The organism is Brevibacillus sp. FSL K6-0770 (assembly GCF_038000275.1).
In the GTDB taxonomy this organism is placed as follows: Bacteria; Bacillota; Bacilli; order Brevibacillales; family Brevibacillaceae; genus Brevibacillus; species Brevibacillus parabrevis.
In genome coordinates this window covers 5517613-5542172 of sequence record NZ_JBBOBQ010000001.1, presented here as the reverse complement: position 1 = coordinate 5542172, position 24560 = coordinate 5517613, and the positions used below count along the sequence as shown (strand labels likewise).

27 protein-coding genes are annotated in these 24560 nt (G+C 51.3%); 22 read left to right on the top strand and 5 right to left on the bottom strand.

Features of this window, described 5'->3' with window-relative positions; genetic code table 11:
- Window positions 1–21 precede the first annotated feature (21 nt).
- From NST23_RS26390 to NST23_RS26380, 3 genes are all read right to left on the bottom strand, one after another.
- Window positions 22–639: a hypothetical protein gene (locus NST23_RS26390; RefSeq protein WP_340964930.1), complete on the bottom strand. Its 618-nt coding sequence runs from the start codon at window positions 637–639 to the stop codon at window positions 22–24.
- Window positions 640–745: 106 nt separating this feature from the next.
- Complete coding sequence (locus tag NST23_RS26385) at window positions 746–1423, bottom strand: hypothetical protein (protein ID WP_122962568.1); 678 nt, start codon at window positions 1421–1423, stop codon at window positions 746–748.
- A gap of 351 nt (window positions 1424–1774) precedes the next feature.
- Complete coding sequence (locus tag NST23_RS26380) at window positions 1775–2317, bottom strand: DUF1572 family protein (RefSeq protein ID WP_274874483.1); 543 nt, start codon at window positions 2315–2317, stop codon at window positions 1775–1777.
- 240 nt (window positions 2318–2557) lie between these two features.
- Between NST23_RS26380 and rpoE the strand changes: the two genes are divergently transcribed.
- The gene (gene rpoE / locus NST23_RS26375; RefSeq protein WP_122962570.1) at window positions 2558–3112 is read left to right on the top strand and encodes a DNA-directed RNA polymerase subunit delta; all 555 of its coding nucleotides are present in this window, start codon (window positions 2558–2560) and stop codon (window positions 3110–3112) included.
- A gap of 208 nt (window positions 3113–3320) precedes the next feature.
- Window positions 3321–4922, top strand: a complete 1602-nt coding sequence (locus tag NST23_RS26370; RefSeq protein ID WP_122962571.1) for a CTP synthase — start codon at window positions 3321–3323, stop codon at window positions 4920–4922.
- 58 nt (window positions 4923–4980) lie between these two features.
- On the opposite strand, the gene NST23_RS26365 is transcribed toward NST23_RS26370, so the two are convergent.
- Window positions 4981–5775, bottom strand: a complete 795-nt coding sequence (locus tag NST23_RS26365; RefSeq protein ID WP_063228964.1) for a lipid II flippase Amj family protein — start codon at window positions 5773–5775, stop codon at window positions 4981–4983.
- 168 nt (window positions 5776–5943) lie between these two features.
- Here NST23_RS26365 and NST23_RS26360 point away from each other — a divergent pair, with 168 nt between their 5' ends.
- From NST23_RS26360 to spoIIR, 15 genes are all read left to right on the top strand, one after another.
- Window positions 5944–6318 (top strand): response regulator, encoded by a 375-nt coding sequence (locus tag NST23_RS26360; RefSeq protein WP_023555166.1) that lies wholly within the window; start codon window positions 5944–5946, stop codon window positions 6316–6318.
- Window positions 6319–6421: 103 nt separating this feature from the next.
- Entirely contained in the window at window positions 6422–7276 is an 855-nt protein-coding gene (gene fba / locus NST23_RS26355) for a class II fructose-1,6-bisphosphate aldolase (RefSeq protein WP_063228965.1), read from the top strand.
- A gap of 14 nt (window positions 7277–7290) precedes the next feature.
- Complete coding sequence (gene fsa / locus NST23_RS26350) at window positions 7291–7935, top strand: fructose-6-phosphate aldolase (RefSeq protein WP_122962572.1); 645 nt, start codon at window positions 7291–7293, stop codon at window positions 7933–7935.
- A 79-nt stretch (window positions 7936–8014) separates the two neighbouring features.
- A complete protein-coding gene (locus tag NST23_RS26345; protein WP_122962573.1) occupies window positions 8015–9298 on the top strand; it encodes a UDP-N-acetylglucosamine 1-carboxyvinyltransferase in 1284 nt (427 codons plus the stop codon).
- A gap of 28 nt (window positions 9299–9326) precedes the next feature.
- Complete coding sequence (gene glpX / locus NST23_RS26340; RefSeq protein WP_063228968.1) at window positions 9327–10289, top strand: class II fructose-bisphosphatase; 963 nt, start codon at window positions 9327–9329, stop codon at window positions 10287–10289.
- 53 nt (window positions 10290–10342) lie between these two features.
- A complete protein-coding gene (gene rho / locus NST23_RS26335) occupies window positions 10343–11623 on the top strand; it encodes a transcription termination factor Rho (protein WP_063228969.1) in 1281 nt (426 codons plus the stop codon).
- Window positions 11624–11692: 69 nt separating this feature from the next.
- Complete coding sequence (locus NST23_RS26330; RefSeq protein ID WP_242773887.1) at window positions 11693–12595, top strand: M23 family metallopeptidase; 903 nt, start codon at window positions 11693–11695, stop codon at window positions 12593–12595.
- A 70-nt stretch (window positions 12596–12665) separates the two neighbouring features.
- Window positions 12666–13931 carry a radical SAM protein gene (locus NST23_RS26325; RefSeq protein ID WP_122962575.1) on the top strand — a complete coding sequence of 422 codons (1266 nt, stop codon included), beginning with the start codon at window positions 12666–12668 and terminating at the stop codon, window positions 13929–13931.
- A 104-nt stretch (window positions 13932–14035) separates the two neighbouring features.
- Window positions 14036–14236 carry a 50S ribosomal protein L31 gene (gene rpmE / locus NST23_RS26320; protein ID WP_005827805.1) on the top strand — a complete coding sequence of 67 codons (201 nt, stop codon included), beginning with the start codon at window positions 14036–14038 and terminating at the stop codon, window positions 14234–14236.
- A 92-nt stretch (window positions 14237–14328) separates the two neighbouring features.
- Window positions 14329–15786: a cryptochrome/photolyase family protein gene (locus tag NST23_RS26315; RefSeq protein ID WP_340964928.1), complete on the top strand. Its 1458-nt coding sequence runs from the start codon at window positions 14329–14331 to the stop codon at window positions 15784–15786.
- 30 nt (window positions 15787–15816) lie between these two features.
- Window positions 15817–16392: a thymidine kinase gene (locus NST23_RS26310; protein ID WP_122962577.1), complete on the top strand. Its 576-nt coding sequence runs from the start codon at window positions 15817–15819 to the stop codon at window positions 16390–16392.
- Between the two features lie 91 nt (window positions 16393–16483).
- The gene (locus NST23_RS26305) at window positions 16484–16984 is read left to right on the top strand and encodes a sporulation protein (RefSeq protein WP_122962578.1); all 501 of its coding nucleotides are present in this window, start codon (window positions 16484–16486) and stop codon (window positions 16982–16984) included.
- A 170-nt stretch (window positions 16985–17154) separates the two neighbouring features.
- The gene (gene prfA, locus NST23_RS26300; protein ID WP_063228973.1) at window positions 17155–18231 is read left to right on the top strand and encodes a peptide chain release factor 1; all 1077 of its coding nucleotides are present in this window, start codon (window positions 17155–17157) and stop codon (window positions 18229–18231) included.
- Window positions 18215–19105: a peptide chain release factor N(5)-glutamine methyltransferase gene (gene prmC, locus NST23_RS26295; protein ID WP_242773911.1), complete on the top strand. Its 891-nt coding sequence runs from the start codon at window positions 18215–18217 to the stop codon at window positions 19103–19105. Before prfA ends, prmC begins: the two co-directional genes overlap by 17 nt.
- A 138-nt stretch (window positions 19106–19243) precedes the next feature.
- Window positions 19244–20104 carry a stage II sporulation protein R gene (spoIIR, locus tag NST23_RS26290; protein WP_217022115.1) on the top strand — a complete coding sequence of 287 codons (861 nt, stop codon included), beginning with the start codon at window positions 19244–19246 and terminating at the stop codon, window positions 20102–20104.
- Window positions 20105–20166: 62 nt separating this feature from the next.
- Here spoIIR and NST23_RS26285 read toward each other — a convergent pair whose 3' ends face one another.
- Window positions 20167–20961, bottom strand: a complete 795-nt coding sequence (locus tag NST23_RS26285; RefSeq protein ID WP_122962581.1) for a DUF3298 and DUF4163 domain-containing protein — start codon at window positions 20959–20961, stop codon at window positions 20167–20169.
- A 229-nt stretch (window positions 20962–21190) separates the two neighbouring features.
- Between NST23_RS26285 and NST23_RS26280 the strand changes: the two genes are divergently transcribed.
- From NST23_RS26280 to NST23_RS26260, 5 genes are all read left to right on the top strand, one after another.
- Window positions 21191–22270: an L-threonylcarbamoyladenylate synthase gene (locus tag NST23_RS26280; RefSeq protein WP_122962582.1), complete on the top strand. Its 1080-nt coding sequence runs from the start codon at window positions 21191–21193 to the stop codon at window positions 22268–22270.
- Window positions 22271–22328: 58 nt separating this feature from the next.
- Window positions 22329–22889 (top strand): manganese efflux pump MntP, encoded by a 561-nt coding sequence (locus NST23_RS26275; protein ID WP_063228978.1) that lies wholly within the window; start codon window positions 22329–22331, stop codon window positions 22887–22889.
- Between the two features lie 32 nt (window positions 22890–22921).
- Window positions 22922–23380, top strand: a complete 459-nt coding sequence (locus NST23_RS26270) for a low molecular weight protein arginine phosphatase (RefSeq protein ID WP_122962583.1) — start codon at window positions 22922–22924, stop codon at window positions 23378–23380.
- A 150-nt stretch (window positions 23381–23530) separates the two neighbouring features.
- Window positions 23531–23986, top strand: a complete 456-nt coding sequence (gene rpiB / locus NST23_RS26265) for a ribose 5-phosphate isomerase B (protein WP_063228980.1) — start codon at window positions 23531–23533, stop codon at window positions 23984–23986.
- Window positions 23987–24556 carry a TIGR01440 family protein gene (locus NST23_RS26260; RefSeq protein ID WP_122962584.1) on the top strand — a complete coding sequence of 190 codons (570 nt, stop codon included), beginning with the start codon at window positions 23987–23989 and terminating at the stop codon, window positions 24554–24556.
- The last annotated feature ends 4 nt before the right edge of the window (window positions 24557–24560 follow it).

The following is a 24560-nucleotide window of genomic DNA, read 5'->3' as shown; positions in this document are numbered from 1 at the left end:
GGCGGTCCTTGTTTTGGTTGTTTAAGGGGCGGATTCCATGAAATCGAGAATGTATTTTTGAAGGGTGGAGGTAATTTTGCCATTTCTGGTGATCATCTTTGTTTCCATCTCTTTATCGGATAGTTTGGCATGTTGGGGTAAGGCAGGCAAAACTCGAAACGTTGTCACCTGAATAAATAGACCATTGGCTGTAAAGCTGTTGCTGTAAACAGAAGGGAAAGTCATTTCAGACCCCAGCCTTTTGCCGGTTGTGCTGTCGATCCTGTTTACGCTGGCATAATGCTTCTCCGATACCCACGGATGGTAATAAAAGCCGACTTTTGTCAGGATATCCCCATCTTCTATAAATATTTCTTTTGTTAAGGCTTTCGATAAGTCGTCATCAATCGCGTCTACCTTGTTTTTCGACCATTTCATTTCTGGATTTCCCGGATAAATGGTGTAGTGTTGAGCAGTAGGCTTGATTGTTTTATACGTTTGGGACAAATGATCCATGGCACCGTTAACTCTGCTGACAAACTGTTCATATGACAACTGCTTTTCTGGTTCTTTTCCGAGCGTGAGAATACCAATCTGCCACAGTAACAGTAGTCCGGCAACTGCCAGAACACATTTGATAACAATGCTGTTCATTTTCATACAACGATTCCTTTCAGAGAAAGTAAATGATTCTGCAATAACGAAGTTCTTTGCTGACATGCAAAACAAGAGTAGAAGCTGAACTTCTACTCTTGTTTTTTATTTTTCAATCATACGTTACTTTTCCGAAATGAATCTTACCAGTGTCGTATTCACTGTAAGGCAATCTTGCATTTACTGTTCTAGTTTTAAATCCGGAATTACCGGAAACGTCTTGCCATTTGTATTTTACAGCCCCGCCTGTTCGAACACCGTGGGCATAAATTTTAATAGAGCCAGTTCTGCCAGTATACAAATTGTATTTTTTGCTAGCGCCGATCCCCTCAGATGTAGAGGAAGCTCTGGCTACGCTTCCATTAACGCTTGCTTCCACCTCAACCGCTATAACGTTAAACTCTGCTTTAGCAGAAAGTCCTCCTGAAATTGTCCATTGCACCGTTGACGATTCATTATAGGAAACCGTTAATTCTGTTGTAGAACCAGCTTCATCTCGGGTGTCAAAGGAAAATTCAGCAATTTCAAATGCGTCCCTCTTGTTTTCAGTATAGCTAGGGACGTAACTCACTGGCCATTCTTTATACATCGAGTCTGATCTAGGAGCAATATTTTTGGAAGATTTGCCAAAATTACTTTGCCATTCGTTATTTGTTTGCTCTTGAGCAATTTTTTGAATCTCGGAATCAGAATAGTATCTTACATTCCCTTCAGCGAAGCTGACAGAGGAGAAGGCGGTTAGTGATAGAACGGTAGTCAAAAGTGTGACAAATGTTTTCTTTCTAAACATTATATACCCTCCCATATTTTGGAATCTATTTAACTATAAACCATTTTTTGTAAAATAACAATATGATTATCGAAAATACAAGGAAAATATTTACAATTAATGTCGGCGTGTTTTCTAATATCCGTAATTGACGACGATGGAAAGGGGGTGTGGATGTTCCTGAGGGAACTAATCATAAGGATCGTCTCTTGATATCGGCGGTGACGAAGCGTCTATAAATATGCAAAACGAACCTCTAGAATCTTTTCCAAGGTTCGTTTTGGTTTAGCGATATAGTTGAGCTTAATGCATGGAATGCTTCATTGTTTTAGCGAATCTTGAGGGGACTGTTATAAAATTATCGCAACAGCTCTACCCCTCACTAGAATGCCGCCGAAAAACTTCTTGGTTATACTCAACCGATCTCCCGCGGGGAATACTCAAACTCACCCAATGCTCGTTTTGCAACTGTTTCCCGAGGTAAACGATTTGTCCGACGTGGTAGGAGTAGTGAGAGAGCTGGCGCTGGATGGCTTTCATGACGGAGTGAGGCTCGTTTCGGATCGTGACTGTTTTCATCAGGTCGTCATGCGAAAGCGCGGCCAGAGCGGCAAACAGAACTTGCCAGCCTGTCTCCCAACAGGCGATCAGGTCCTCTTTCGTAGCGAAGCCGCCTTCAAATTCCTGGTCGCGATTGCGGCCGGGTTTTTCGCCATCGCTTCCGAACAGATCGGTCCATCTGGCTACCATGTTGCCTGACAGATGTTTGACGATGATTGCAATGCTGTTGGACTCGCTGGAAGGTGCTTGTTGAAGCTGCTCCAGGGAGAGCTGTTCGATCGTCTTTTCCCCGAGTTTTTTCACATCGAGAAACTTGTCTGTCGTACATGAAAGAAACTCCTGTGCCCATTCCATTCGCTTCACTCCTTTCTTTATCTATTTGATCTTACATGAAAATGGTTACACCTTGTTTGAAAGCCTTGCATTTTCGGCTAAAATAAGGAATACTGTATGTTAGCCTTCGTATGTTGAACGACATGCGAAAAAGGAAATGGACTTCATTTATGTATTGCCTATGCAAAGCCTGCGTCCACCAGAAAAGGGCGAGGTCGGTATTGAACCCAATAGTTTTCTAATGGAAAGGACGTGCCCTGGGTGAGTCAATTGTTTGCTCATATTGATCCCGAGAAACTGAGCGAGATGGCGTTGGTTGATATTGCGTATGAAATTTTGCGTGAAACCAACCGCACTTACAACTTCCGCGAGCTGATGGATGAACTGGTTACCGTTCGTAACATGACAAACGAACAACTCATGGCAATCATCGCGCAAGTATACACAGAAATTAACATTGACGGCCGTTTTGTATGCCTTGGCGACAACGTGTGGGGATTGAAGCGCTGGTACCCGACTGACACAGTTGAAGAGACGCAAGAAGGCGGCGGAACCAAAAAGAAAAAAATTATCCTCGAGGACGACTTCGACGATTACGACACCGAAGACGAAGTGGTTGAGGATTACGAAGACGACGATGTTGTCATTTTCGAAGACGAAGAAGAATTTGTTGATGAGGATGCAGAGATCGAGGATGAAGAGATCGATGCTGAAATCGACGAAGAGGAGCTCGAAGAAGAGGAAGACGAGCTGTTCGACGAGGAGCTTGAAGAAGAGGAAGCTGACGAAGAGTTGGAAGATGAAGAGGATAAGTGATAAGTCCTTGACTTCCGCTTGAGGGACAGATAAAATACTCCTTGGGCTTCACATGAAGAAGGATTAAATAAGGGAAACTATAAAACAAAAGTGCCCCTACCCCATTGCATGAAGGGATAGGACTCGCTTTTGTTTTTCTTTTTTTGGGAGCCGTCTTCATACGTTTTTTACTACTACTAAAGGGTTAGGGAAAGAGGGGACGTTAACGATGACGAAGTATATTTTTGTGACAGGCGGGGTCGTATCCTCGTTGGGAAAAGGAATTACAGCGGCTTCTCTGGGCCGACTCCTGAAAAATAGGGGCTTGAAGGTAACGATCCAGAAGTGCGATCCGTACATCAACGTTGACCCAGGGACAATGAGCCCGTATCAACATGGTGAAGTGTTCGTAACGGATGATGGAGCGGAAACCGACCTGGACCTGGGACACTATGAGCGCTTTATCGACATCAACCTGAGCGCGAACTCCAACGTAACGACTGGAAAAATCTACTCAACCGTCATCGCCAAAGAACGTCGTGGAGACTATCTGGGTGGAACTGTTCAAGTGATTCCGCACATCACCAACGAGATCAAAGACCGCATTTTCCGCGCTGGCCGTGAAACAGGAGCCGATGTGGTCATTACCGAGATCGGTGGAACTGTAGGGGATATCGAGAGCTTGCCGTTCCTGGAAGCGATTCGTCAAATCAAGAGCGACATTGGCCGTGAAAACGTCATGTACATTCACGTGACTCTTGTTCCTTACATCAAGGCAGCTGGCGAAATGAAAACAAAGCCAACCCAACACAGCGTGAAAGAACTGCGCAGCCTGGGCATCCAGCCAACCGTTATCGTAACTCGTACCGAACAGCCTATGACACAAGAAATGAAGGACAAGCTGGCGCTGTTCTGTGACATCGACAAAAACGCGGTTGTGGAGTGCGTAGACGCCGAAACACTGTACGATGTTCCGCTGCAACTGCAAGCCCAAGGTCTGGATGACTACGTGTGCCGCCATCTCGGTCTGGCTTGCCAGGAAGCAGACATGACGGAGTGGAAATCGCTGGTTGGCAAAATCAAAAACTTGTCCAAGACCACCACTATTGCGATCGTCGGGAAATACGTAGAGCTGCACGACGCTTATTTGTCTGTAGCAGAAGCGCTGTACCACGGCGGTTATGCGAATGATTCCAAAGTGGAAATCAAATGGGTGCACGCAGAAGAAGTTACGCCTGAAAACGTAGCCGAGATGCTGGGCGATGTGAACGGCGTGCTGGTGCCAGGCGGCTTCGGCGATCGCGGCATCGAAGGAAAAATCATCGCTACCCGTTACGCTCGCGAAAACAAGGTGCCGTTCCTCGGAATTTGCCTCGGTATGCAAATCGCGGTTATCGAGTTTGCCCGTCACGTGGCAGGCATGGATGGTGCCAACAGCTCCGAGATCAACCCGGAAACAGCTTATCCAGTTATCGACCTTTTGCCAGAACAAAAGGAAATCGAGGACAAAGGCGGAACCATGCGTCTTGGCATCGGACCTTCCAAAGTGGAAGAAGGCACGCTGACTGAAGCTGCTTACGGCAGCACATTGGTGTATGAGCGCCACCGTCACCGTTATGAAGTCAACAACGAATATCGCGAGCAACTGGCTCAATTGGGCCTGCGCTTTGCAGGTACGTCGCCGGATGGCCGCCTGGTGGAAATCGTGGAAGTTCCAGACCATCCTTGGTATGTGGCTACCCAGTTCCATCCGGAGTTCACTTCCCGTCCGAACCGTCCGCAACCATTGTTCCGCGACTTCGTCAAAGCTTCCCTGAACCTGAATCGATAAATGTTTGCATAAAAAAGACGCCCCGGCGAAATCAATCGTCGGCGCGTCTTTTCTGTTTTCAATGAAAGAGCGGCGATAGCCAGGCTACCCAATAAGCGGCGGGAACAAGCAGAAGCTGCGCCAGAACGGTTCCGAAAAAGCGGGAAATCATCAGCCACAAATACATGTCGCGAATGGACTCCTGCGTCGCTTTTCCCTGCATAGCCTTTTCGGTCAAAAGGGCAACCTGCGGGTCGACCAGAATGGTCATGAAGATCGTCGCAAAGCCGTTGATCATGCCGGAAGACATCAGTACGGTTGCTTTGTAGTCAGGCGTCAAAAGGGTTGCATACAGCACGGAGAGCACGCTGCTGGTATAGATGGCTGTCCCCAGGCAGTTGAGCAGCAAAAGGCGTTTGGGGATGCCTTTGATGCGAAAGCGGGAGATGCCTTGCCAACTCGGGATTCGCACGTGGTGCCGGACGCGGCGGATGCTGTCTACCGTGACGGCTGTGCGCAGCATTTGCGGGATCGAGCCGGCCAATTCCAGATGGGAAATCACCCGCTTGGAAATTTGGACAAACGTAGGAAACAGCACGATGGCTGCCAGCGTCCCTACTGAGGAGGCGACGATAATCAAATGCAGCTGCCAGCTCGGATCGGTGTGCAGCATGGCAGCCTGATCCATCAGTCCGCCAGTGAACGGACCTTGGATCAGGTTGGAGGTGCGGGAGAGAAGCAGCGTAATGCCGACAAGCGACAGGGCGACCGCGATTCTCCCTGTTTGTACGCCTGCGAAGCGAATGGCGTAGGAAAGTGTCTCTGTCGTATGGATAACAAACGTTAACAGGCAAATCAACCAGAGCGCATCCATCTTGTTTTTTGGCTCCTTGCGTAGTGCAAAAATGGTATTCCTAATTATACTCGAAATGGACACTGCGGGAAATTTTCAATAGACGAAGCGCAAAACGGGCAGGAGTTTCCTGATTTTAGGCGAAACCATAATTAATTAAGGAAATGGATTCGTCAGGGGGGAGTAACCGTGTTCGACAAACATGATAAAAAGGTACTGGTTGTCGATGACCAGTATGGGATTCGCATTTTGTTGTACGAGGTACTGGGCAAAGAGGGATACAAAACATTCCAGGCTGCAAACGGGAAGATGGCCCTGGAGATTGTGGAAAAAGAATCGCCTGATCTGGTCATTCTCGACATGAAGATTCCAGGCATGGACGGGATTGAGATTTTGAAGCATATCAAGAAGATCAATCAGGAAATCAAGGTAATCATGATGACCGCTTATGGCGAACTGGACATGATCAAGGAAGCGACGCAACTGGGAGCGCTTACCCATTTCACCAAACCGTTTGATATCGACGAATTGCGAATGGCTGTTCAGCAGCAGCTTGCCTGCTAGTGCTTTGGACAAGTCTTCGTGGGGACAAGCGTACCTGTTAACATACGCCTGTCTGTGATATAATAAGCCACGTGATTGAAGTTAGCAGAGGAGGATTTCCCAAATGCCACTGGTACCTATGACCGCTTTTACCGAAGACGTCAAATTGCATAAATACGCCGTCGGACAATTTAACCTGAACAATCTCGAGTTTACTCAAGCGATTACGGAAGCTGCGATGGAAGAAAAATCGCCTGTGATTTTTGGTGTTTCCGAGGGAGCGCTTAAATACATGGGTCTTGATTACACGGTAGCCATTGCAAAAGTGGCGGCAGAACGCGCAGGAGTACCTGTTGCGCTGCACCTGGATCACGGCAGCAACTTTGACATTGTCATGAAGTGCATTCGCGCAGGATTTTCTTCGGTTATGTTCGATGGTTCCCACCATTCGTTTGAAGATAACCTTCGCTTGACCAAACAGGTTGTTGAGGCTGCTCACGCTGTAGGCGTTTCTGTAGAAGGTGAACTCGGTACCATCGGCGGGGTAGAGGACGACCTGTCTGTTGACGAGGAAGACGCTACTCTGGCGAATCCGGAAGAAGCGATCCGCTTCTGGGAAGAAACAAAAGTAGACTACGTAGCCATTGCAGTGGGAACAGCTCACGGCATGTACAAAGGCGTGCCAAAAATTCGCTACGACATTATCGAAAAAGTAGCAAGCAACATCGGAGCGCCAATCGTGCTGCACGGTGGTTCCGGCGTACCAGACGATGCGATTGTGGAATCGATCAGACTGGGCGTAGGAAAAATCAACGTAAATACAGAAAGCCAAGTCGCATGCACCGAAACGGTTCGCAAAGCGTTGGCTGCGAAACCTAACGAAATCGATCCGCGCAAATACCTGGGTCCTGCTCGCGATGCGATCAAGGAAGTCGTAAAAGGAAAAATGCGCCTGTTCGGAAGTAGCAACCGCGCGTAACTAGGAGGATAATCATGCGTTTTTTGATTGATACGGCAAATGTAGATGAAATTCGCGAGATTCACGAATGGGGCGTTTTGGCTGGAGTAACGACGAACCCTTCTCTTGTTGCAAAAGAAGGCCGTGACTTTGTCGAAACCCTCAAAGAGATCATCGATATCGTAGATGGACCGATCAGTGCGGAAGTCATCAGCACCGATGCCAAAGGGATGATTGAAGAAGGCGAAAAGCTGGCTTCTCTCTCCAAAAACATCGTGATCAAGCTGCCGATGACGGCTGAAGGTCTGAAGGCAACCAAGTATTTTGCCAAGCGCAAGATCAGAACGAACGTAACGCTGGTGTTTTCCGCTAACCAGGCGCTGCTTGCTGCTCGCGCAGGTGCAAGCTTCGTGTCTCCGTTCCTGGGACGTCTGGACGATATCGGCCAAGACGGCATGCAGCTGATCGAAGACATCGCAGAGATTTTCTCTGTGCATGGCATCGATACGGAAATCATCGCAGCATCTGTTCGTCACCCTGTTCATGTGACAGAAGCCGCTCGCCGTGGTTCGCACTTCGCTACCATTCCGGCAAAAGTATTCAAGCAACTGATTGCTCACCCATTGACAGACAGCGGTTTGGAGAAGTTCCTCGCTGACTGGGCAAGCATGCAAAAATAAGGACACGTACCGAAAGTTCAAGCACCTTTCTCATTGGGGAAGGTGCTTCTTTCCCGATTACACCTGAGGAGAGCGATGCATGGATAAGCTGATCATCAATGGTGGAAAACCGCTAGCGGGAACGGTGACCATCAGCGGAGCAAAAAACAGCGCAGTCGCACTGATTCCTGCCGCATTGTTGGCGGATGGACCTGTTGTTATTGAAAATCTGCCCCGTATTCAGGATGTAGATATCTATCACGAGCTCCTGCGGGAAATGGGAGCTGACGTGCTGTTCGAAGAAGACTGGATGGAAATCGACGGGCGCTTGATGAAGCTGATGCTCATGCCTAACGGCAGAATCAAAAAGCTGCGCGCCTCTTACTATTTGTGGGGAGCCTTGCTCGCCAAATTCGGAGAGGCACAGGTAGGATTGCCTGGCGGATGCGATTTGGGGCCAAGACCTGTCGATTTGCATATCAAAGGCTTTGAAGCGATGGGCGCCGAGGTCGAGAACAAAAACGGCGTGATGACCATCCGGGCCAAGCGCGGTCGTCTGCAAGGTGCGAGAATATACCTTGATCTCGTCAGCGTAGGAGCTACGATCAACATCATGCTTGCTGCCTCCAAGGCAGATGGCGTGACCATTATTGAAAACGCTGCCCGTGAGCCGGAGATCGTCGATGTGGCGACTCTGCTCAACAATATGGGAGCAAACATCAAAGGCGCGGGTACGGACGTCATACGCGTCCAGGGCGTGGAGCGTCTGCGGGGTTGCCGTCATACGATTATTCCGGACCGGATTGAAGCCGGTACGTACATGATTGCGGCAGCGGCTACGAATGGCAACGTGCTGGTGGAAAACGTGATTCCGAAGCATTTGGAGTCGCTGACCGCCAAGTTGCGTGAGATTGGCGCACAAGTGATGGAAATGGACGATTGCATTCAGGTGATGGGCCGGGATTCTTACCGTTCTATCGATGTGAAGACAAGTCCGTATCCGGGTTTTCCTACAGACTTGCAGCAGCCGATCACAACGCTTCTGACTCTTGCCAAAGGATCGAGCATCGTCACAGACAATATTTACAGCTCGCGTTTTCGCCATGTGGATGAATTGCGGCGCATGGGGGCGACACTGAAGGTAGAAGGACGCTCGGCTGTGATCGAAGGCGGCAGCAAGCTGAACGGAGCGAAAGTCGTGGCTTCTGATCTGCGGGCAGGAGCGGCGCTGTTTATCGCCGGATTGGCAACGAGCGGAACGACCGAGCTGGAAGGTCTTGAGCATATCGACCGTGGTTATGAAAATTTGGTGGGCAAGCTGCAAACGCTCGGTGCCGACGTGATTCGGGTAGGCTTGCAGCACACGGAAAGCCCACAACGTTAACCAATCATCAGGAGAGGAGTCTTCCAGAATGGAGCGCAGTTTGACACTGGAACTGGTGCGTGTAACCGAAGCGGCTGCTTTGGCTTCCGCCAGTTGGATGGGGTTAGGACGAAAAGATGAGGCTGACGATGCGGCAACGACTGCCATGCGCAAGGAATTTGAAAAAGTTCCGATGGATGGCGTAGTTGTAATCGGGGAAGGCGAAATGGACGAAGCTCCGATGCTTTATATCGGTGAGCGTCTCGGTCAAGGAGTAGCGCCAGCGGTAGATGTGGCTGTCGACCCGTTGGAAGGAACCAATATTCTCGCAAAAGGGACATGGGGCGCTATTTCTGTCATTGCCATTGCCGATCGCGGAAATTTGCTGCATGCTCCTGACATGTATATGGAGAAAATGGCAGTAGGGCCAAAAGCGGTCGGGAAAGTAGACATCAACGCTCCGATCCGCGACAACCTGAAAGCAGTAGCTGCGGCACAAGGCAAAGATATCAGCGACCTGGTCGCGATTGTCCTCGACCGTGACCGCCATTCCCGCATCATTCACGAAATTCGCGAGGCTGGCGCGCGCATCCGCCTCATTTCGGACGGCGATGTGGCTGCGGCGATCAATACGGCATTCCCTGATACGGGTGTAGACATTTTGTTCGGTTCTGGCGGAGCGCCAGAGGGCGTGCTGGCTGCGGTTGCCTTGAAATGCCTCGGAGGAGAAATCCAGGGCAAGCTGCTGCCGCAAAGCGAAGAAGAAATTCAACGTTGTGTCAAAATGGGGCTGACCAACCCGCACCAAGTATTGTTCATGGATGATTTGGTCAAGGGTGACGACGCCATTTTTGCAGCAACTGGCGTAACAGATGGCGAATTGCTGAAAGGGGTTCGTTTTCAAGGAACCCGTGCCACGACGCATTCTGTTGTTATGCGTGCAAAAACGGGAACGGTACGCTTCATCGAAGGGAACCACCGCCTGGAACGCAAGCCTTCGCTCGGCTTGTAAGAAACGAGTTTAGACAGATGAACTTTCAAGAGTAAATAAAGAGTGGTGGATGTATGTTACTTTCTGAACTAGAAGAGAAGAAACTGACCGATCTCTATAAACTGGCCAAAGAGTACCACATCCCGTATTACTCCCAACTGAAGAAGAAGGAATTGATCTTCGCGATACTTCGGGCACGGGCAGAGCGGGATGGCCTGATGTTTATGGAGGGTGTGCTGGAAATCTTGCCGGAGGGCTACGGCTTCCTCCGTCCGATCAACTATCTCCCAAGCTCGGAAGACATCTACATCTCCCAGTCGCAGATTCGCCGTTTTGATCTGCGCATGGGGGATGTGGTGTCGGGCAAGGCGAGGCCGCCAAAAGAAAACGAGCGTTACTTTGGGTTGTTGCAAGTAGAGGCAGTGAACGGAGAAGACCCTGAGACTGCTTCGGAGCGTCTGCATTTCCCCGCTTTAACACCGCTGTATCCTCAAACCAAGCTAGTGCTGGAAACTGCGCCCGAGCGAGTTTCCACCCGCCTGATGGATCTTCTTGCCCCTGTTGGACTCGGACAGCGTGGATTGATCGTCGCCCCGCCGAAAGCGGGTAAAACCATGCTGCTGAAAGAGATTGCCAACAGTATCACGGAAAGCCGGCCGGATATTCATCTGTTTGTTTTGCTCATCGACGAGCGTCCGGAAGAGGTAACCGATATGCAACGTTCCGTCAAGGGAGAAGTGGTAGCTTCGACTTTTGACGAGCTGCCGGAAAATCACATCAAAGTGGCAGAGCTTGTGCTGGAGCGGGCAAAACGTTTGGTCGAACACAAAAAAGATGTTGTGATCCTGCTGGATTCCATTACCCGGCTCGCACGCGCCTACAACTTGGTGATTCCGCCAAGCGGCCGTACATTGTCCGGCGGTATCGATCCGGCTGCGTTCCACCGTCCCAAGCGCTTTTTCGGTTCGGCACGCAATATCGAAGAGGGCGGCAGCCTGACGATTTTGGCTACAGCTTTGGTCGAGACAGGCTCGCGCATGGACGATGTGATCTATGAGGAGTTCAAAGGAACGGGCAACATGGAGCTTCATCTGGATCGCAAGCTGGCTGAACGCCGCATTTTCCCAGCGATCGACATTCGCCGTTCGGGAACGCGTCGCGAGGAACTGCTGCTGACCAAAGAAGAGCTGGATAAGCTGTGGATGATCCGCAAGAACATGAACGAAACGAACGAATTTGTCGACTCGTTCATCAAGAAGCTTGCGGACACGAAGACAAACGAAGAATTTTTGCAGACCCTGGAAACGAAGCAACAAGGACGGGGAAAAGCTGCTGGCACGACGGTGAGTTCATGACTCGCCGTCATTTTTTTTGCCTGTTTTGCATACCGTATGAGAGTTGGAGGAAAAAGGAGGAGAGAATCTGTGGAGTATGTGCATGTTCCTGCGCCCATTGAGAGCCAGGTTGAAGCGAAAAAGGTTGTCGTGGAGCAAGCGCTGTTTCAAGCGTTCAATCCTTACGCAGGTTTGACCAAGCAAGCGCCTTCGGCTAAAAGCAATGCGATGGTGTACTCTGTCCGCGAAGGAGACACTCTGTCTGGAATTGCCGAGCGGTATGGCCTTACGCTGAAAAAGCTGGTAGAGACGAATCAAATCAGCAACCCGGGCTTGCTTTCGGTCGGGATGAAGCTGGTTATTGCCAAAGATGAAGTGACCCATATGGTGAAGCAAGGAGAGACGATCAATTACATAGCAAGAAGGTATGGAGTCAGCAAGGAATTGTTGCTGGATCGCAATCCGCTGTTAAAATGGCTGTCGGACAACCTGTATGTGGGACAGGTTGTGTACATTCCTGTTGCCGGAGGGCCGCCGATGCAGGCAGAAGAGCTGCAGCAAAAGCGGAACACCACCCAGGCGGCAAGCAGGCAAGTAGTGGCGCGGATTCGCGGCCGAATGGATTGGCCTGTAGAGGGAGCGACGATTACAAGCGGCTTCGGAACACGCTGGGGCAAGGTGCACAAAGGTGTGGATTTGTGGAACGAGCAGGAGGCCAAAACGCCGATTTTGGCAGCGAAAGCAGGGAAGGTGGTCGAGGCGGGCGCCAATCGATCCGGGTACGGGCGGATGGTCGTACTGGACCACGGAGACGGTTTGCAAACTTTTTACGCCCATATGCGGACGATTTTGGTCACGTCCGGCCAAAGCGTAGAAGCGGGCGACGTCCTCGGCTACATGGGTCAGACGGGCGATTCGACCGGGTATCACCTGCACTTTGAAGTCAGACAGGACGATGTGCCGATCAACCCGCTCCCGTATCTCGGCAGGTAACCCTTCACAATTTACATTGCTTTTTCAATGCGTTACAATGGGCAAAGCAAAGAAGCGAGGCGATTTTCCCATGTATTTAGTATACGCAGATGAAAACGGCAATGTTTACGACCACCCGGGATTGTTCTCGGTGGCGCGCAACGGCGATATATTGACAGAAATTCTGGAAGAAGAACTGATTCCGCTGCCGGAAGGAGCGACGTTGGTCAGTTTGCCAGATACGGTGCCGATCGGGATGGACCCCGATACGGGCGAAATGATCAAGCTCGACGGCTGTACAGCGGTTGGAGCGCTTGTTCCACAAGGAATTACCCGTCTTTTGCTGCCTGGCTATGTGAAAACAAACCGGGAGAGCAAGCTGCCGCTGTTCGGCTATTCGGCAGTGGTGTGGAAAGACAATCGTTTTTGGGTGGCAGGCAGAGCGAGTGACGATATTTACAAATGGGACCCGCTCAATTTCCCGATGGATGAGCTGAGACAGCGTGTGGAAAAGACGTTGGAGCTGTTTCCGCAAAACCGGATTTTGAATCACCTGTCTCACTGTGCGCTGGAGTACGAGTGCTTGACCGCCTCCAATAACTTTTTCAACCGCTGGGAAGGCAGTCTGCCTGTCTCCTACACCTGTAATGCGGGTTGCTATGGCTGTATTTCCGAGCAACCTGACGACAGCGGCTTCCCGTCTCCACAGACACGGATGAACTTCAAGCCGACAGAGGACGAGCTGGTCGAAGTGATGCTGCACCACCTGCAAACACCGGAAAGCATCATCAGCTTCGGTCAAGGCTGCGAGGGCGAGCCGTCCACCATGGCAGGAATTATTGTGCCAGCCATGCGTCGTGTGCGGGAGACGACAGACATGGGCTTCATCAACATCAATACCAATGCTGGCTTGACCGATCACATCAAAGGGATTGTGGACGCCGGACTGGACTTGATGCGTGTCAGCATTATCAGTGCGATTGACGAGCATTACAACGCTTACTATCGTCCGCGCAACTACACGCTGGAAAATGTAGCCCGATCGGCCGAATACGCTGCTTCCAAGGGCGTGTACACCTCGATCAACTACTTGTGCTTCCCGGGCGTGTTCGACCGCGAAGAAGAGATGGAAGCGATGATCAACTTCATTCGCCGGACGGGAATCAAGCTGATTCAAATGCGCAACCTGAACATCGATCCGGAAAGCTACCTGGCGATGATTCCAAAAGCGCGGGGCGAAGTCTTCGGAATGAAGCAGGCGATTGAGATTTATCAGGAAGAACTGCCGGATGTCGTAATCGGATCGTTTACGCACATTCCGCCGGCAGAACTGCGCCGCAGGAAAAACATGGCCTGATCGGTCAACCTGTTGCATTTCAGCTGACAGCATGCTACTATCTTTTATGTGTTTATATAACTCTGTTTCGGCAAACGATTCAGGGCGGAAAGAGGTGTAGTGAGATGAAACAAGGTATTCATCCTAAGTACAACGTAGTAACTGTTACATGTGCATGCGGTAACGAATTTGAATCCGGTTCCGTGAAACAAGCGTTGAAAGTGGAGATCTGCTCCAACTGCCATCCTTTCTTCACTGGAAAACAAAAATTCGTGGATGCTGGCGGCCGTGTAGACCGTTTCAAACGCAAATACAATCTGTCCTAATCAGACGGGATTGGAGCAACCAGGTAGAGCGATCTGCCTGGTTTTGTCTTTTTCTGGAACAAAATTATCGCGGACAGCAAGGGGGGCAATCGATGACAGCCATCATCTGGTTTCGGCGCGATCTGCGTTTGCACGACCACGCGGCTTTACATACGGCAGCGCTTACGGGCGAACCGATTGTCCCGTTGTTCATTATGGACGATGCCTTTTGCCAGCCTGACGCGGTTGCAGACAAGCGATCGCATGCGTTTTTATCGGCTGTGGACAACCTGGCGGGCAGCTTGCAAGAAGTTGGCGGGAGGCTCCTGATTCGCCGGGGGAATCCGGCTGACGTGCTTTGTCAGGTCGCTCGCGAGACGGGGGCAGACAAAGTATTTTACAATCGCGCATACACTCCCGAAGCGCGAAAACGCGATGCGACTGTAACGGAAGCTTTGGAGCGGCAAGGCATGCGCGTTCATGCTTGCAAAGATTTGCTCATGCATGAGCCAGGCGACATTTTAACCAGGCAGCGGACGCCGTATGCGTTGTTTACCCCTTATAAACGGGTGTGGCTCACCCTTCCGAAAGACCGCCCTTTTCCACAGCCGACATCATGGCGAATGTGTGAAGGACTGGCCGAGATGCCAGGGGAATCGGCTCCTTTGGCCGAAGCTTTTGGGCGCAAACGTCCCGTTGGCAGTGAATGGGCGACGGCTCTGTTTGGAGAGCGGACAGCTCGCGAGCGATTGCAGCAATTTATGCACGAAGCTGTGCATCGATATAAAGAACGGCGCGATTTCCCCGGACTGGATGCGACTTCGCACTTGTCTTTTGCCTTGAACACAGGCACGTTGTCGATTCGGACGGTGTATCACCAGGCGCTGGAGGCCATGGAGGAAGCCAGGGGAGAAGAAGTCGCCTCCGTGGAAGCGTTTGTCACGGAGCTTGTCTGGAGAGAGTTTTATCAGCAAGTGCTGTATCATCACCCGCACACGACCGATCACGCGTATTTGCCGCAGTTTGAAGCGGTCGCCTGGGAAAATGACGAAGCGCTGTTTTCGGCTTGGTGCAACGGTGAGACGGGCTATCCGATCGTCGATGCAGCGATGAAGCAACTGAACGAAACAGGCTGGATGCACAATCGCCTGCGCATGATTGCGGCTTCTTTTTTGACCAAGGATTTGCTGGTGGATTGGCGGTGGGGGATGCGCTATTTTGCGAAGCAGCTTGTCGACTTCGACGAGGCGGCCAATATCGGCGGCTGGCAATGGAGCGCTTCTACCGGGACGGACCCGCAGCCGTATTTCCGTATTTTCAATCCGGTTGCGCAAGGCGAGAAATTCGATCCGGACGGGACTTTTGTCAAAAAATATCTTCCCGTTCTAAGCGAAGTCCCTCTACAATATATCCATAAGCCTTGGGAGATGCCTGAGCATGTGCAGGAGCAGGCGGGATGCAGGCTCGGCCTGGATTATCCTGATCCTTGCGTCGATCATGCGAGCAGACGGAAGCTGGCGATGTCGTTGTTTCAAGAGGCGAAAGACAGCTACGCCAGGACGCGAAAATGAATCAGTTCTAGGCAAAAGGGAGATAGAGACGTGGCACAATTATATTTTCGTTACGGGGCAATGAATGCCTCCAAATCTATTCAGTTGCTGACGGTCGCTCACAACTACGAGCAATCCGGCAAAAAAGTAGTCGTGTTCACGCCGGCGGTCGATGATCGGTACGGCGTGGGGAAAGTGGCATCGCGGGTAGGGATCAGCAGAGAAGCGATTCCGATTGGCGAGGAAACCAATTTGTATGAGATTGTCGCGGCCGAAACGGTAAAACCGCACTGTGTACTGGTGGACGAGGCGCAGTTCATCAGCCGCCATCATGTGGACCAGCTGGTGGCGATTGTCGATCAGCTCGGAATCCCCGTCATCGTCTACGGCTTGCTGAAAAACTTCAAGAACGAGCTTTTCCCGGGAAGTGCCGCGTTGTTGTGTGAAGCGGACAAGGTGGAAGAGATCAAAACGGTGTGCGTTTACTGCAACAAAAAAGCGACGCATATCCTCAAATTCAAAAATGGACAACCTGTATACTCCGGAGAGACGATTGAGATCGCTGGCAACGACACGTACAGCAGCGTCTGTCGCAAGCATTATTACAACCCTCCGGCAGCTCGCTAGAAGCCGAACAGGAAAAGCCACCCTTGTTTTTCGCTGTGCATGAGCCGAAAAGGCACTGCGCAGACTAAGCAAAACAGGAGGTGGCTTTTTCGTGCGAATCACGTCTTTTGGGAAAAGCTCACTGACAGTGCTGGGCATTCTCGTCCTCTCTTCTGCCTTGACTGTCGGGTGCGGCGGCCGCAATACTACTCAAGAAAAAGGTTCCAACACGCAAGCGCTGGACGGTCAGCACCCTGCTTCGATCAAAGGGGAGCGGAGCGGGGAAGTTTTGCACCATCCTGCGCCGCCTGCCGCCGATCGTGACACTTTGATGGGGCGCAATCAAAACCCGAACTTGATCATCGGCCAGTCCAACGTGCGCAATACGCAAATCGACATGAACAACATGGAAATGATGGCGAAGTCGGTAAAAGGCGTCGAGAACGCCCGTATCACACTGAATGGCGGCAATGCATATGTTACTCTTGACCTTGTGCATAACATTACGGCGAGTCAGGCGCGATCGGTGGAGCAGCAAGTTATTGCGCTTTTGCAGCAAAAAATCCCGCGCTATGACTTCCACGTCACCTCCAATGAGGGCTTTCACCGTTGATCGTGTGACTGGAACTGGTATGGCAAGGCTCGGCATCGCCGGGCCTGTTTTGCATCGCAAAAAGCAGAAATTTCCAGCCAAATAATGCGCTTTGACTTATTTTCGCTTTCCTCCTATAATTTATCTGTTATAATCGATTTTTAGTATTCTTTGCGATGGGGTGAAGTACAATGTTTACACGCTTATCCGCAGTTGAAGAGCGTTTTGAAGAGGTAACGAATCTCCTATGTGACCCCGACGTCATCAGCGATACAAAACGCTTGCGTGAACTGTCCAAGGAACAGTCTTCGTTGGAAGAGACAGTGACGACCTACCGTGAATATAAATCAGTTGTGAGTCAAATGGATGATGCCAAAGCCATGCTGGAAGAAAAGCTGGACGATGAAATGCGCGAAATGGTCAAGCTTGAAATCAGCGAATTGTCTGCCCGCAAGGAACAGCTGGAAGAACGCCTGAAAATTCTCCTGCTGCCAAAAGATCCAAATGACGAGAAAAACGTGATCGTGGAAGTGCGCGGCGCAGCAGGCGGCGATGAGGCAGCTCTGTTTGCGGCTGTTTTGTTCCGCATGTACACACGCTTTGCTGAACGTCACGGCTTTAAAATCGAAGTGCTGGAAGCAAGCCCGACAGACATCGGCGGCTACAAGGAAATCGTCTTTTCGCTGTCCGGTCGCGGCGCATACAGCAAAATGAAGTTCGAAAGCGGCGCACACCGCGTGCAACGCATTCCGGCGACAGAATCCGGCGGACGTATTCACACTTCTACCGCTACTGTACTGGTATTGCCTGAGGCGGAAGATGTGGAAGTGGAAGTACACGAAAAAGACATCCGCATCGATACGTTCTGCTCCAGCGGCGCTGGCGGCCAGAGCGTCAACACGACCAAATCGGCTGTTCGCGTTACGCACATTCCGACGGGGATCATGGTTTCCTGTCAGGATGAAAAATCGCAGCACTCCAATAAAGACAAGGCGCTTCGCGTTTTGCGCGCGCGCTTGTACGACTTTTATATGCAGCAGCAAAATGCGGAAGCTGACGCTACGCGCAAAAGCCTGGTGGGAACCGGGGATCGCAGCGAGCGCATCCGCACGTACAACTATCCACAAAGCCGCGTGACCGACCACCGCATCGGTCTGACTTTGCACCGTTTGGAATCGGTGCTGGAAGGCGAACTGGATGAAGTGATCGACAACCTGATTTTGCATGAACAAACGGAGCTTTTGAAGAGCCATGCACACTCAGCTTGATTGGTCTGATGTCACGACGATTCGAGAAGCCCTGACACGGGCTTCTTCCTTTTTGCGGGAAAAAGGGGCAAAAGACCCTGTATTCGAAGCGGAACTGATGATTCGCCACTGTTTGGGCTGGGATCGCACGAAGTATTTGATTTCGATGATGGAGCCGATTGCCAAAGAGACGCTTGCGCAGCTGGATGAGTTGTGCCAGCGCAGAAGTGCGCACGAGCCGTTGCAGTACATGTTTGGTGAGCAAGAGTTTTACGGGCGCTCTTTTGCCGTTCGTCCTGGCGTTCTTATCCCTCGTCCCGAGACGGAGATACTCGTCGAGCAAGTGTTGGCGGCCGCCGCAACTGTTTGGTCAGAGCAAGAGGGTTTGACTGTTGCCGATATCGGGACAGGCAGCGGCGCCATCTGCATCACGCTCGCGCTGGAAAAGCCGGATTGGCAAGTGACGACAGTAGATTTATCCCCGGATGCTACCGCAGTTGCTACAGAAAACGCGGAACGCCTGGGAGCTGCTGTGCGCTTTTTGCAAGGGGATTTGGTGCAACCGCTTTTGATAGCTGGCGAAAAGGTGGACATCCTCGTCTCCAATCCGCCGTATATACCGAGTCGGGATGTGGACGAGCTGGACGAAGAAGTCCGCTTGCATGAGCCGCGTTTGGCGCTGGACGGGGGCGATGACGGATTGGATTGCTATCGCCGACTGTGCGAGGCGCTGCCTGAACTGCTCAAGGACAAAGCGGTTGTCGCCTTCGAGGTAGGGATTTATCAGGCAAAAGATGTGGCTGCCTTGATGCGGGAATCAGGGGTAATAGATGAGGTGCGGATCGTGCCGGATTTGGCGGGAATCGAGCGGGTTGTTATCGGTGTCAGGCGGTAACGGCAAGCTCCTCTCGCCGTTTTGCTAAAATTGTATGAATGTTTGTGATTCGACCGTTTGAAACCGGGGCTCCCTGTCCATACTGAGGCTATACAGAGAAAAGGTTTGGAAGACTCAGTCGAGAGGGAGACGGTTAAAATGAAACGGATGTTGTTGATCGTATTTAGCCTGTTCATGTTGATGATGTGCTGGGAGGGACAGCTTACGTCGGCCAATGTTCTGGATAATGGTCCGATCCCTCAAGAATCGATTCGCCTGCGCATCATTGCCAACAGTGACTCGGTTGCTGACCAGTGGCTGAAGCGGGAAGTGCGCGATGCGCTGATTGCGCAAATGAACACGTGGGCGGAAGATATCAAATCGTTTGAGCAAGCACAGGACATGGTGGCATCCCAGTTGCCTGTCCTTCAGGAAGTAGTGGACAAAACGATTCGTGAACGCGGCTTTTCCTATAAAGCGGTAGTCGATTTCGGTCAGGTTCCGTTTCCGACGAAGCTGTACGGCTCGTACGTCTATCCCGCTGGCAACTACGAAGCGCTCCGCGTGCAGATCGGCGAGGCAAAAGGGCAAAACTGGTGGTGCGTACTTTTCCCTCCGCTCTGCTTTATCGATATGTCCAACGGCGATGCTGTACAAGCTGCTGCGGCAACGACAGAAGCGGGAAAAGAAACAGAGCAGAGCGTGGCTAAGTCAGAACCGGCTTCGGTGTTCAAGCTTGATCAAAAAGAAATCGAGCGCACAGACTGGCGGCAGGAGCGTTTGGAAAGACGTTTGGACAGCAAAGAAGTTTTGCACAGCGCTGACACTGACGCAGTTTCGCAAATGCCCGGCGCACAAAATGCTGTAGCCGTAGAGAATAACAGTAAAGACGAAGCGCTGGAGCAAGCCCAAGCCGAGGGACAAGCGGACAAGACGCCAGAAATGAGCGAGCAAAATCCGGCTCCACAAGTACAAGTACGGTTCTACCTCCTGGAAAAGCTGGAAAGCTGGTTCTCCTGAGCTTTCCCTAAAAAAACGACACCCCGCTTATAGCGAAGGTGTCGTTTTGACTGGCGAGCCGCTTACTTTTGCGTCAGGGCTGCGAGGATTTCCGGTTTCAGCAAGTTTTGATAGCGGTGGGCCGGGATGGCGAAAGAAGGCATTCCCGCTGCATACGGAGCAATTTCGTACTGTCCGAAATGAATGACGAGATTTCCGTTTTCAAAAGAGAAGCCTTGGTCATCCGTAATGCTCTCGAAGCTGTACGGATTGAAGCCGTCGCGATCTGTCTGTGTTTTGATTTGCTGGCTGATCAGTTGGTTGATCACGCTGCGGTAGTTGTAGCTGGACTGGAACAAATCGCCGAGCTTGAGCGTTTTGGCTTTAGGCTGGTTGTCGATTGTGTAGTAAGTCACGTCAGTCATGCCATGCGCTCCGCCTGTGTACAGATAGGTTTGAACAGAGAAGGATACGAGCTTGCCAGCCTGATGCACTTCATAGGAAATGTCGAGTGCATGCGGGCGAGGTTCCCAGCCGTATTTTTTGGCATCTGCGGCATCTTCCTTGCCAGCTTGTTGTCCGTCAGCGAGGCCAGTTTGTGCTTGCTTGAGCAGGGTCGCATTCAATTGGGCTTCGAACGCTTTATCTTTCAAACCGCTAATGACCGGGATGGTCACTTTGCCTTCAAATTCTTTTGTTTTCACCGTGATGGTTTTCGGTGTGAATACGACACCGGAAGCTTGAGGTTGTTTGGTTTGAACGACAGGAGCAGCTTTCGCTGGCGCGGCAGGAGCAGCTGCCAAAACAGGCGCAGCAACTGCTGTCAGCAGAACAGCGGTGCCGAGCAGGCTGGAAGTAACGGATTTAAGCAATGTCATATTCATTCACAATCCTTTCGAGGTAAGGGAAGAGTTCTGCGTTTCTATGAGTTCATTCTACTACATCATTTTGACGGTTGAGGTTAAAAAATGGTAACAAACACGTTTTCCACGGCTTTTCCCGAAGTTATTCACAAGTTACCCACAGGCTGTTGAAAACTTTTCGAGGCACAACTATACTAAAGGCACTCATTACAAAGAAACGAGCAAGAGAAAGGATTTTTTTACGATGGAAATCAATTTAGTGACGAAAGTCTGGTCTGTGGATAACGATGTGGAAAACATCCAGAGTTGTACACAGATTGTGGATGCAGCCCGGTTGCTGCACGCTGGGGAAGCTGTCGCTTTTCCAACAGAGACGGTCTATGGCCTGGGAGCCAATGCATTGTCTAATGAAGCAGTGGAGAAAATATTTGCAGCGAAAGGCCGACCGAGTGACAATCCGCTGATCGTGCATATTGGCGAACGGCAGCAGTTGTCCACAGTTGCCGGGGAAGTGCCGGAAAAAGGACAGAAGCTGATGGATGCCTTCTGGCCTGGGCCACTCACTGTCATTGTTCCGAAAAATGATCGCGTTGCTTCCCTGGTGACAGCGGGCCTGGATTCTGTCGGTGTGCGCATGCCTGCTCATCCGGTTGCCCTTGCTTTGATCAAACAAGCGGGCGTACCGATTGCTGCGCCGAGTGCGAACCGTTCCGGTCGTCCAAGCCCGACTACAGCCGCGCATGTGTTAGCAGACCTGGACGGGAGAGTGGCAGGGATCGTCGATGGCGGAGCAACAGGAGTAGGCGTCGAGTCTACTGTCATTGATGTGACTGTGGAGCCGCCTGTTATCCTTCGTCCCGGCGGCATTACCCGTGAACAGCTGGAAAGCGTAATCGGCCCGGTCGAGCTTGATCCTTCTTTTGAAGTGGGAGCAGTAGAAACTCCGCGCGCTCCCGGGATGAAATATACGCATTATGCTCCGGAGGGCGAGCTGTGGCTGGTGGCGGGAAGCGAAGAGCAGGCTCGCATAAAAATGGCGGAGCTGCTGTCGCAAGCCAAAATCGATGGCCAAAAAACAGGGGTGCTGGCAACGGAAGAGTCGGCTGGCTATTGGCGTGATCACGAGGCAGCCGATGTCGTTCTGACGGTAGGTGCCCAAGCTGATTTGGAACAAGTCGCCCAGCAGCTGTACGCTGTTTTGCGGGAATTTGACAATCAGCAGGTTCAGTTCATCGTGGGAGAAACCTTTTCGCGGGAAGGCCTGGGAATGGCTGTCATGAACCGTCTGGAAAAAGCGGCGGGCGGTCGCATCTTGTCCGTTTAAAACAGTATAAACTCCTCCTTGTCCGCATAGAGTGAAGGGACGGGGGGGGGGAGGCGGCTTGGACCTGGTTTTGTTTCAATGGGGGCAATTTTTGACGTTGCTCATTATAGCTTTTGCTTTGAGCATGGATGCCTTTTCGCTGGGGATCGGCGTGGGCATGGTGGGCATTCGCTTGCGGGAAATTGTAAAGGTCAGCATTACGATCGGACTTTTTCATATTATGATGCCTGTCGTCGGAATAGTTGTCGGAGCTTACTTGTCCGATTTGGTTGGGGATATCGCCGTTTTTATCGGTGGCGGAGTCCTGATGCTGATCGGTTTGCATATGCTGTGGAACGGATTGGTTCACAGTGATCAAAAAAGCATGTTAAAAACAAAAGGGTTCGGGCTGTTGCTGTTTGCTTTCAGCGTCAGTCTCGACGCGTTGACGGTCGGTTTTTCGTTCGGTCTAATCGAAGTGAACAAAGTCCTGGCGATTTCCCTGTTCGGTATCATGGGAGCAGCCATGTCCTATTTCGGCCTTTTGCTTGGCAGAAGCGTGGGAGGATGGTTGGGCGATTATAGCGAATTAGTAGGGGGATTGATCTTGTTTTGCTTCGGATTGAAATTTGTCATCTAGAAAAGGATGCTGACATAAAGGAGGGGCGATCATTGAAACGGATACTCTTCGTCTGTACGGGAAACACTTGCCGCAGCCCGATGGCAGAGGCGATGTTTCGCGCAAAGACAGCCGGACAACCATTTGAAGTGCGCTCGGCCGGAGTGGCGGCGTATGCCGGACAACCAGCTTCCCCGCATGCCCAGTCCGTGCTTGCTGAACGCGGGATTGCTCACAACCACGCATCAAGCCAGCTAAACGAAGAGCTTTTGGCGTGGTCCGATCTTATTTTGACGATGACGGGCAGTCACAAGCGTGCCATTCTGACCTACTTCCCGGAAGCGGCGGACAAAGTCCATACTTTGCAAGAGTTTGCGGGAATAGAAGGCATAAGAGATATCGCTGATCCTTTTGGCGGGGCGCTTGAGGACTATCGCAGGTGCGCAGAAGAGATTGAGGAGTCGCTGGACAGGCTTTTGGAGCGATTGGCGGAAGTCCGTTTTCGTGAATAACAAGGTTGAAGAGGTGCTGGTAACTAGCCAGGACCTTGTTTCGTGTGAGAGTACGAACATTTTTTGATCAACCAACCAAAATGTTCACTTTTTACTTATGGGATTTTGATGTATAATGAGTGAGATCATGAAACAAGCGAGGGATGACAGATGAAAGTGGCGATTGCTGCTGATCACGGTGGATACAAGCTGAAAGAGGAAATCAAGACTCTGCTCTCCTCCATGAACATCCAGACGGAAGACTTCGGTTGCTCTTGCGAGGATTCGGTAGATTATCCTGATTACGCCTTGCCGGTAGCAGAAAAAGTGGCAGCGGGCGAGTTCGACCGGGGAATTTTGGTGTGCGGTACGGGCATCGGCATGTCGATTGCAGCCAACAAAGTGCCTGGCATTCGCTGTGCGCTGGTGCACGACACGTTTTCTGCACGTGCGACCCGTGAGCATAACAACACCAATGTTTTGGCTATGGGTGAGCGGGTAATTGGCCCTGGTCTGGCGTTGGATATCGTGAAAATTTGGCTGGAGACAGAGTTCCAGGGCGGCCGTCATGAGCGCCGTGTGGAAAAGATCGCACAAATCGAAGCGAAACACGCGGGAGTGAAGTAAGTGGAACTGGCCGCTATCGAACAACAGGCTCGTCAATTGGTTGAGGAGGTTGCCGGGTTGGCCGAGCTTAGAGCCGGACAAATTTTGGTGATCGGGTGCAGTACCAGTGAAGTGCTGGGCAAGCACATCGGCAAAGCTGGCAGTCGGGATGCTGCGGCTGCTATTTATCGCGGCATTCGCAGTGTGCAGGAGCAGCGCGGCTTTGCTGTCGCCTTTCAATGCTGTGAGCATCTGAACCGCGCACTGGTTGTGGAGCGCGAGGTTATGGAGCGATATGGACTGGAAGAGGTTTCGGTCGTTCCCGTTCCTACCGCTGGCGGTTCCATGGCGGCACATGCTTTTGCGCAGCTTGCCGATGCTGTAGTCGTGGAAAATATTCGCGCACATGCAGGTATCGATATCGGCGATACGTTCATTGGCATGCACCTGAAACAGGTAGCTGTGCCTGTACGCCCTTCTCAACGGACTGTGGGAGAGGCGCATGTCACGGCAGCGCGGACACGTCCCAAGCTGATTGGCGGTGCTCGCGCGGTCTACGAAGTGGCGCCTCAAAATGAAAGCTGTACCTAAAAAG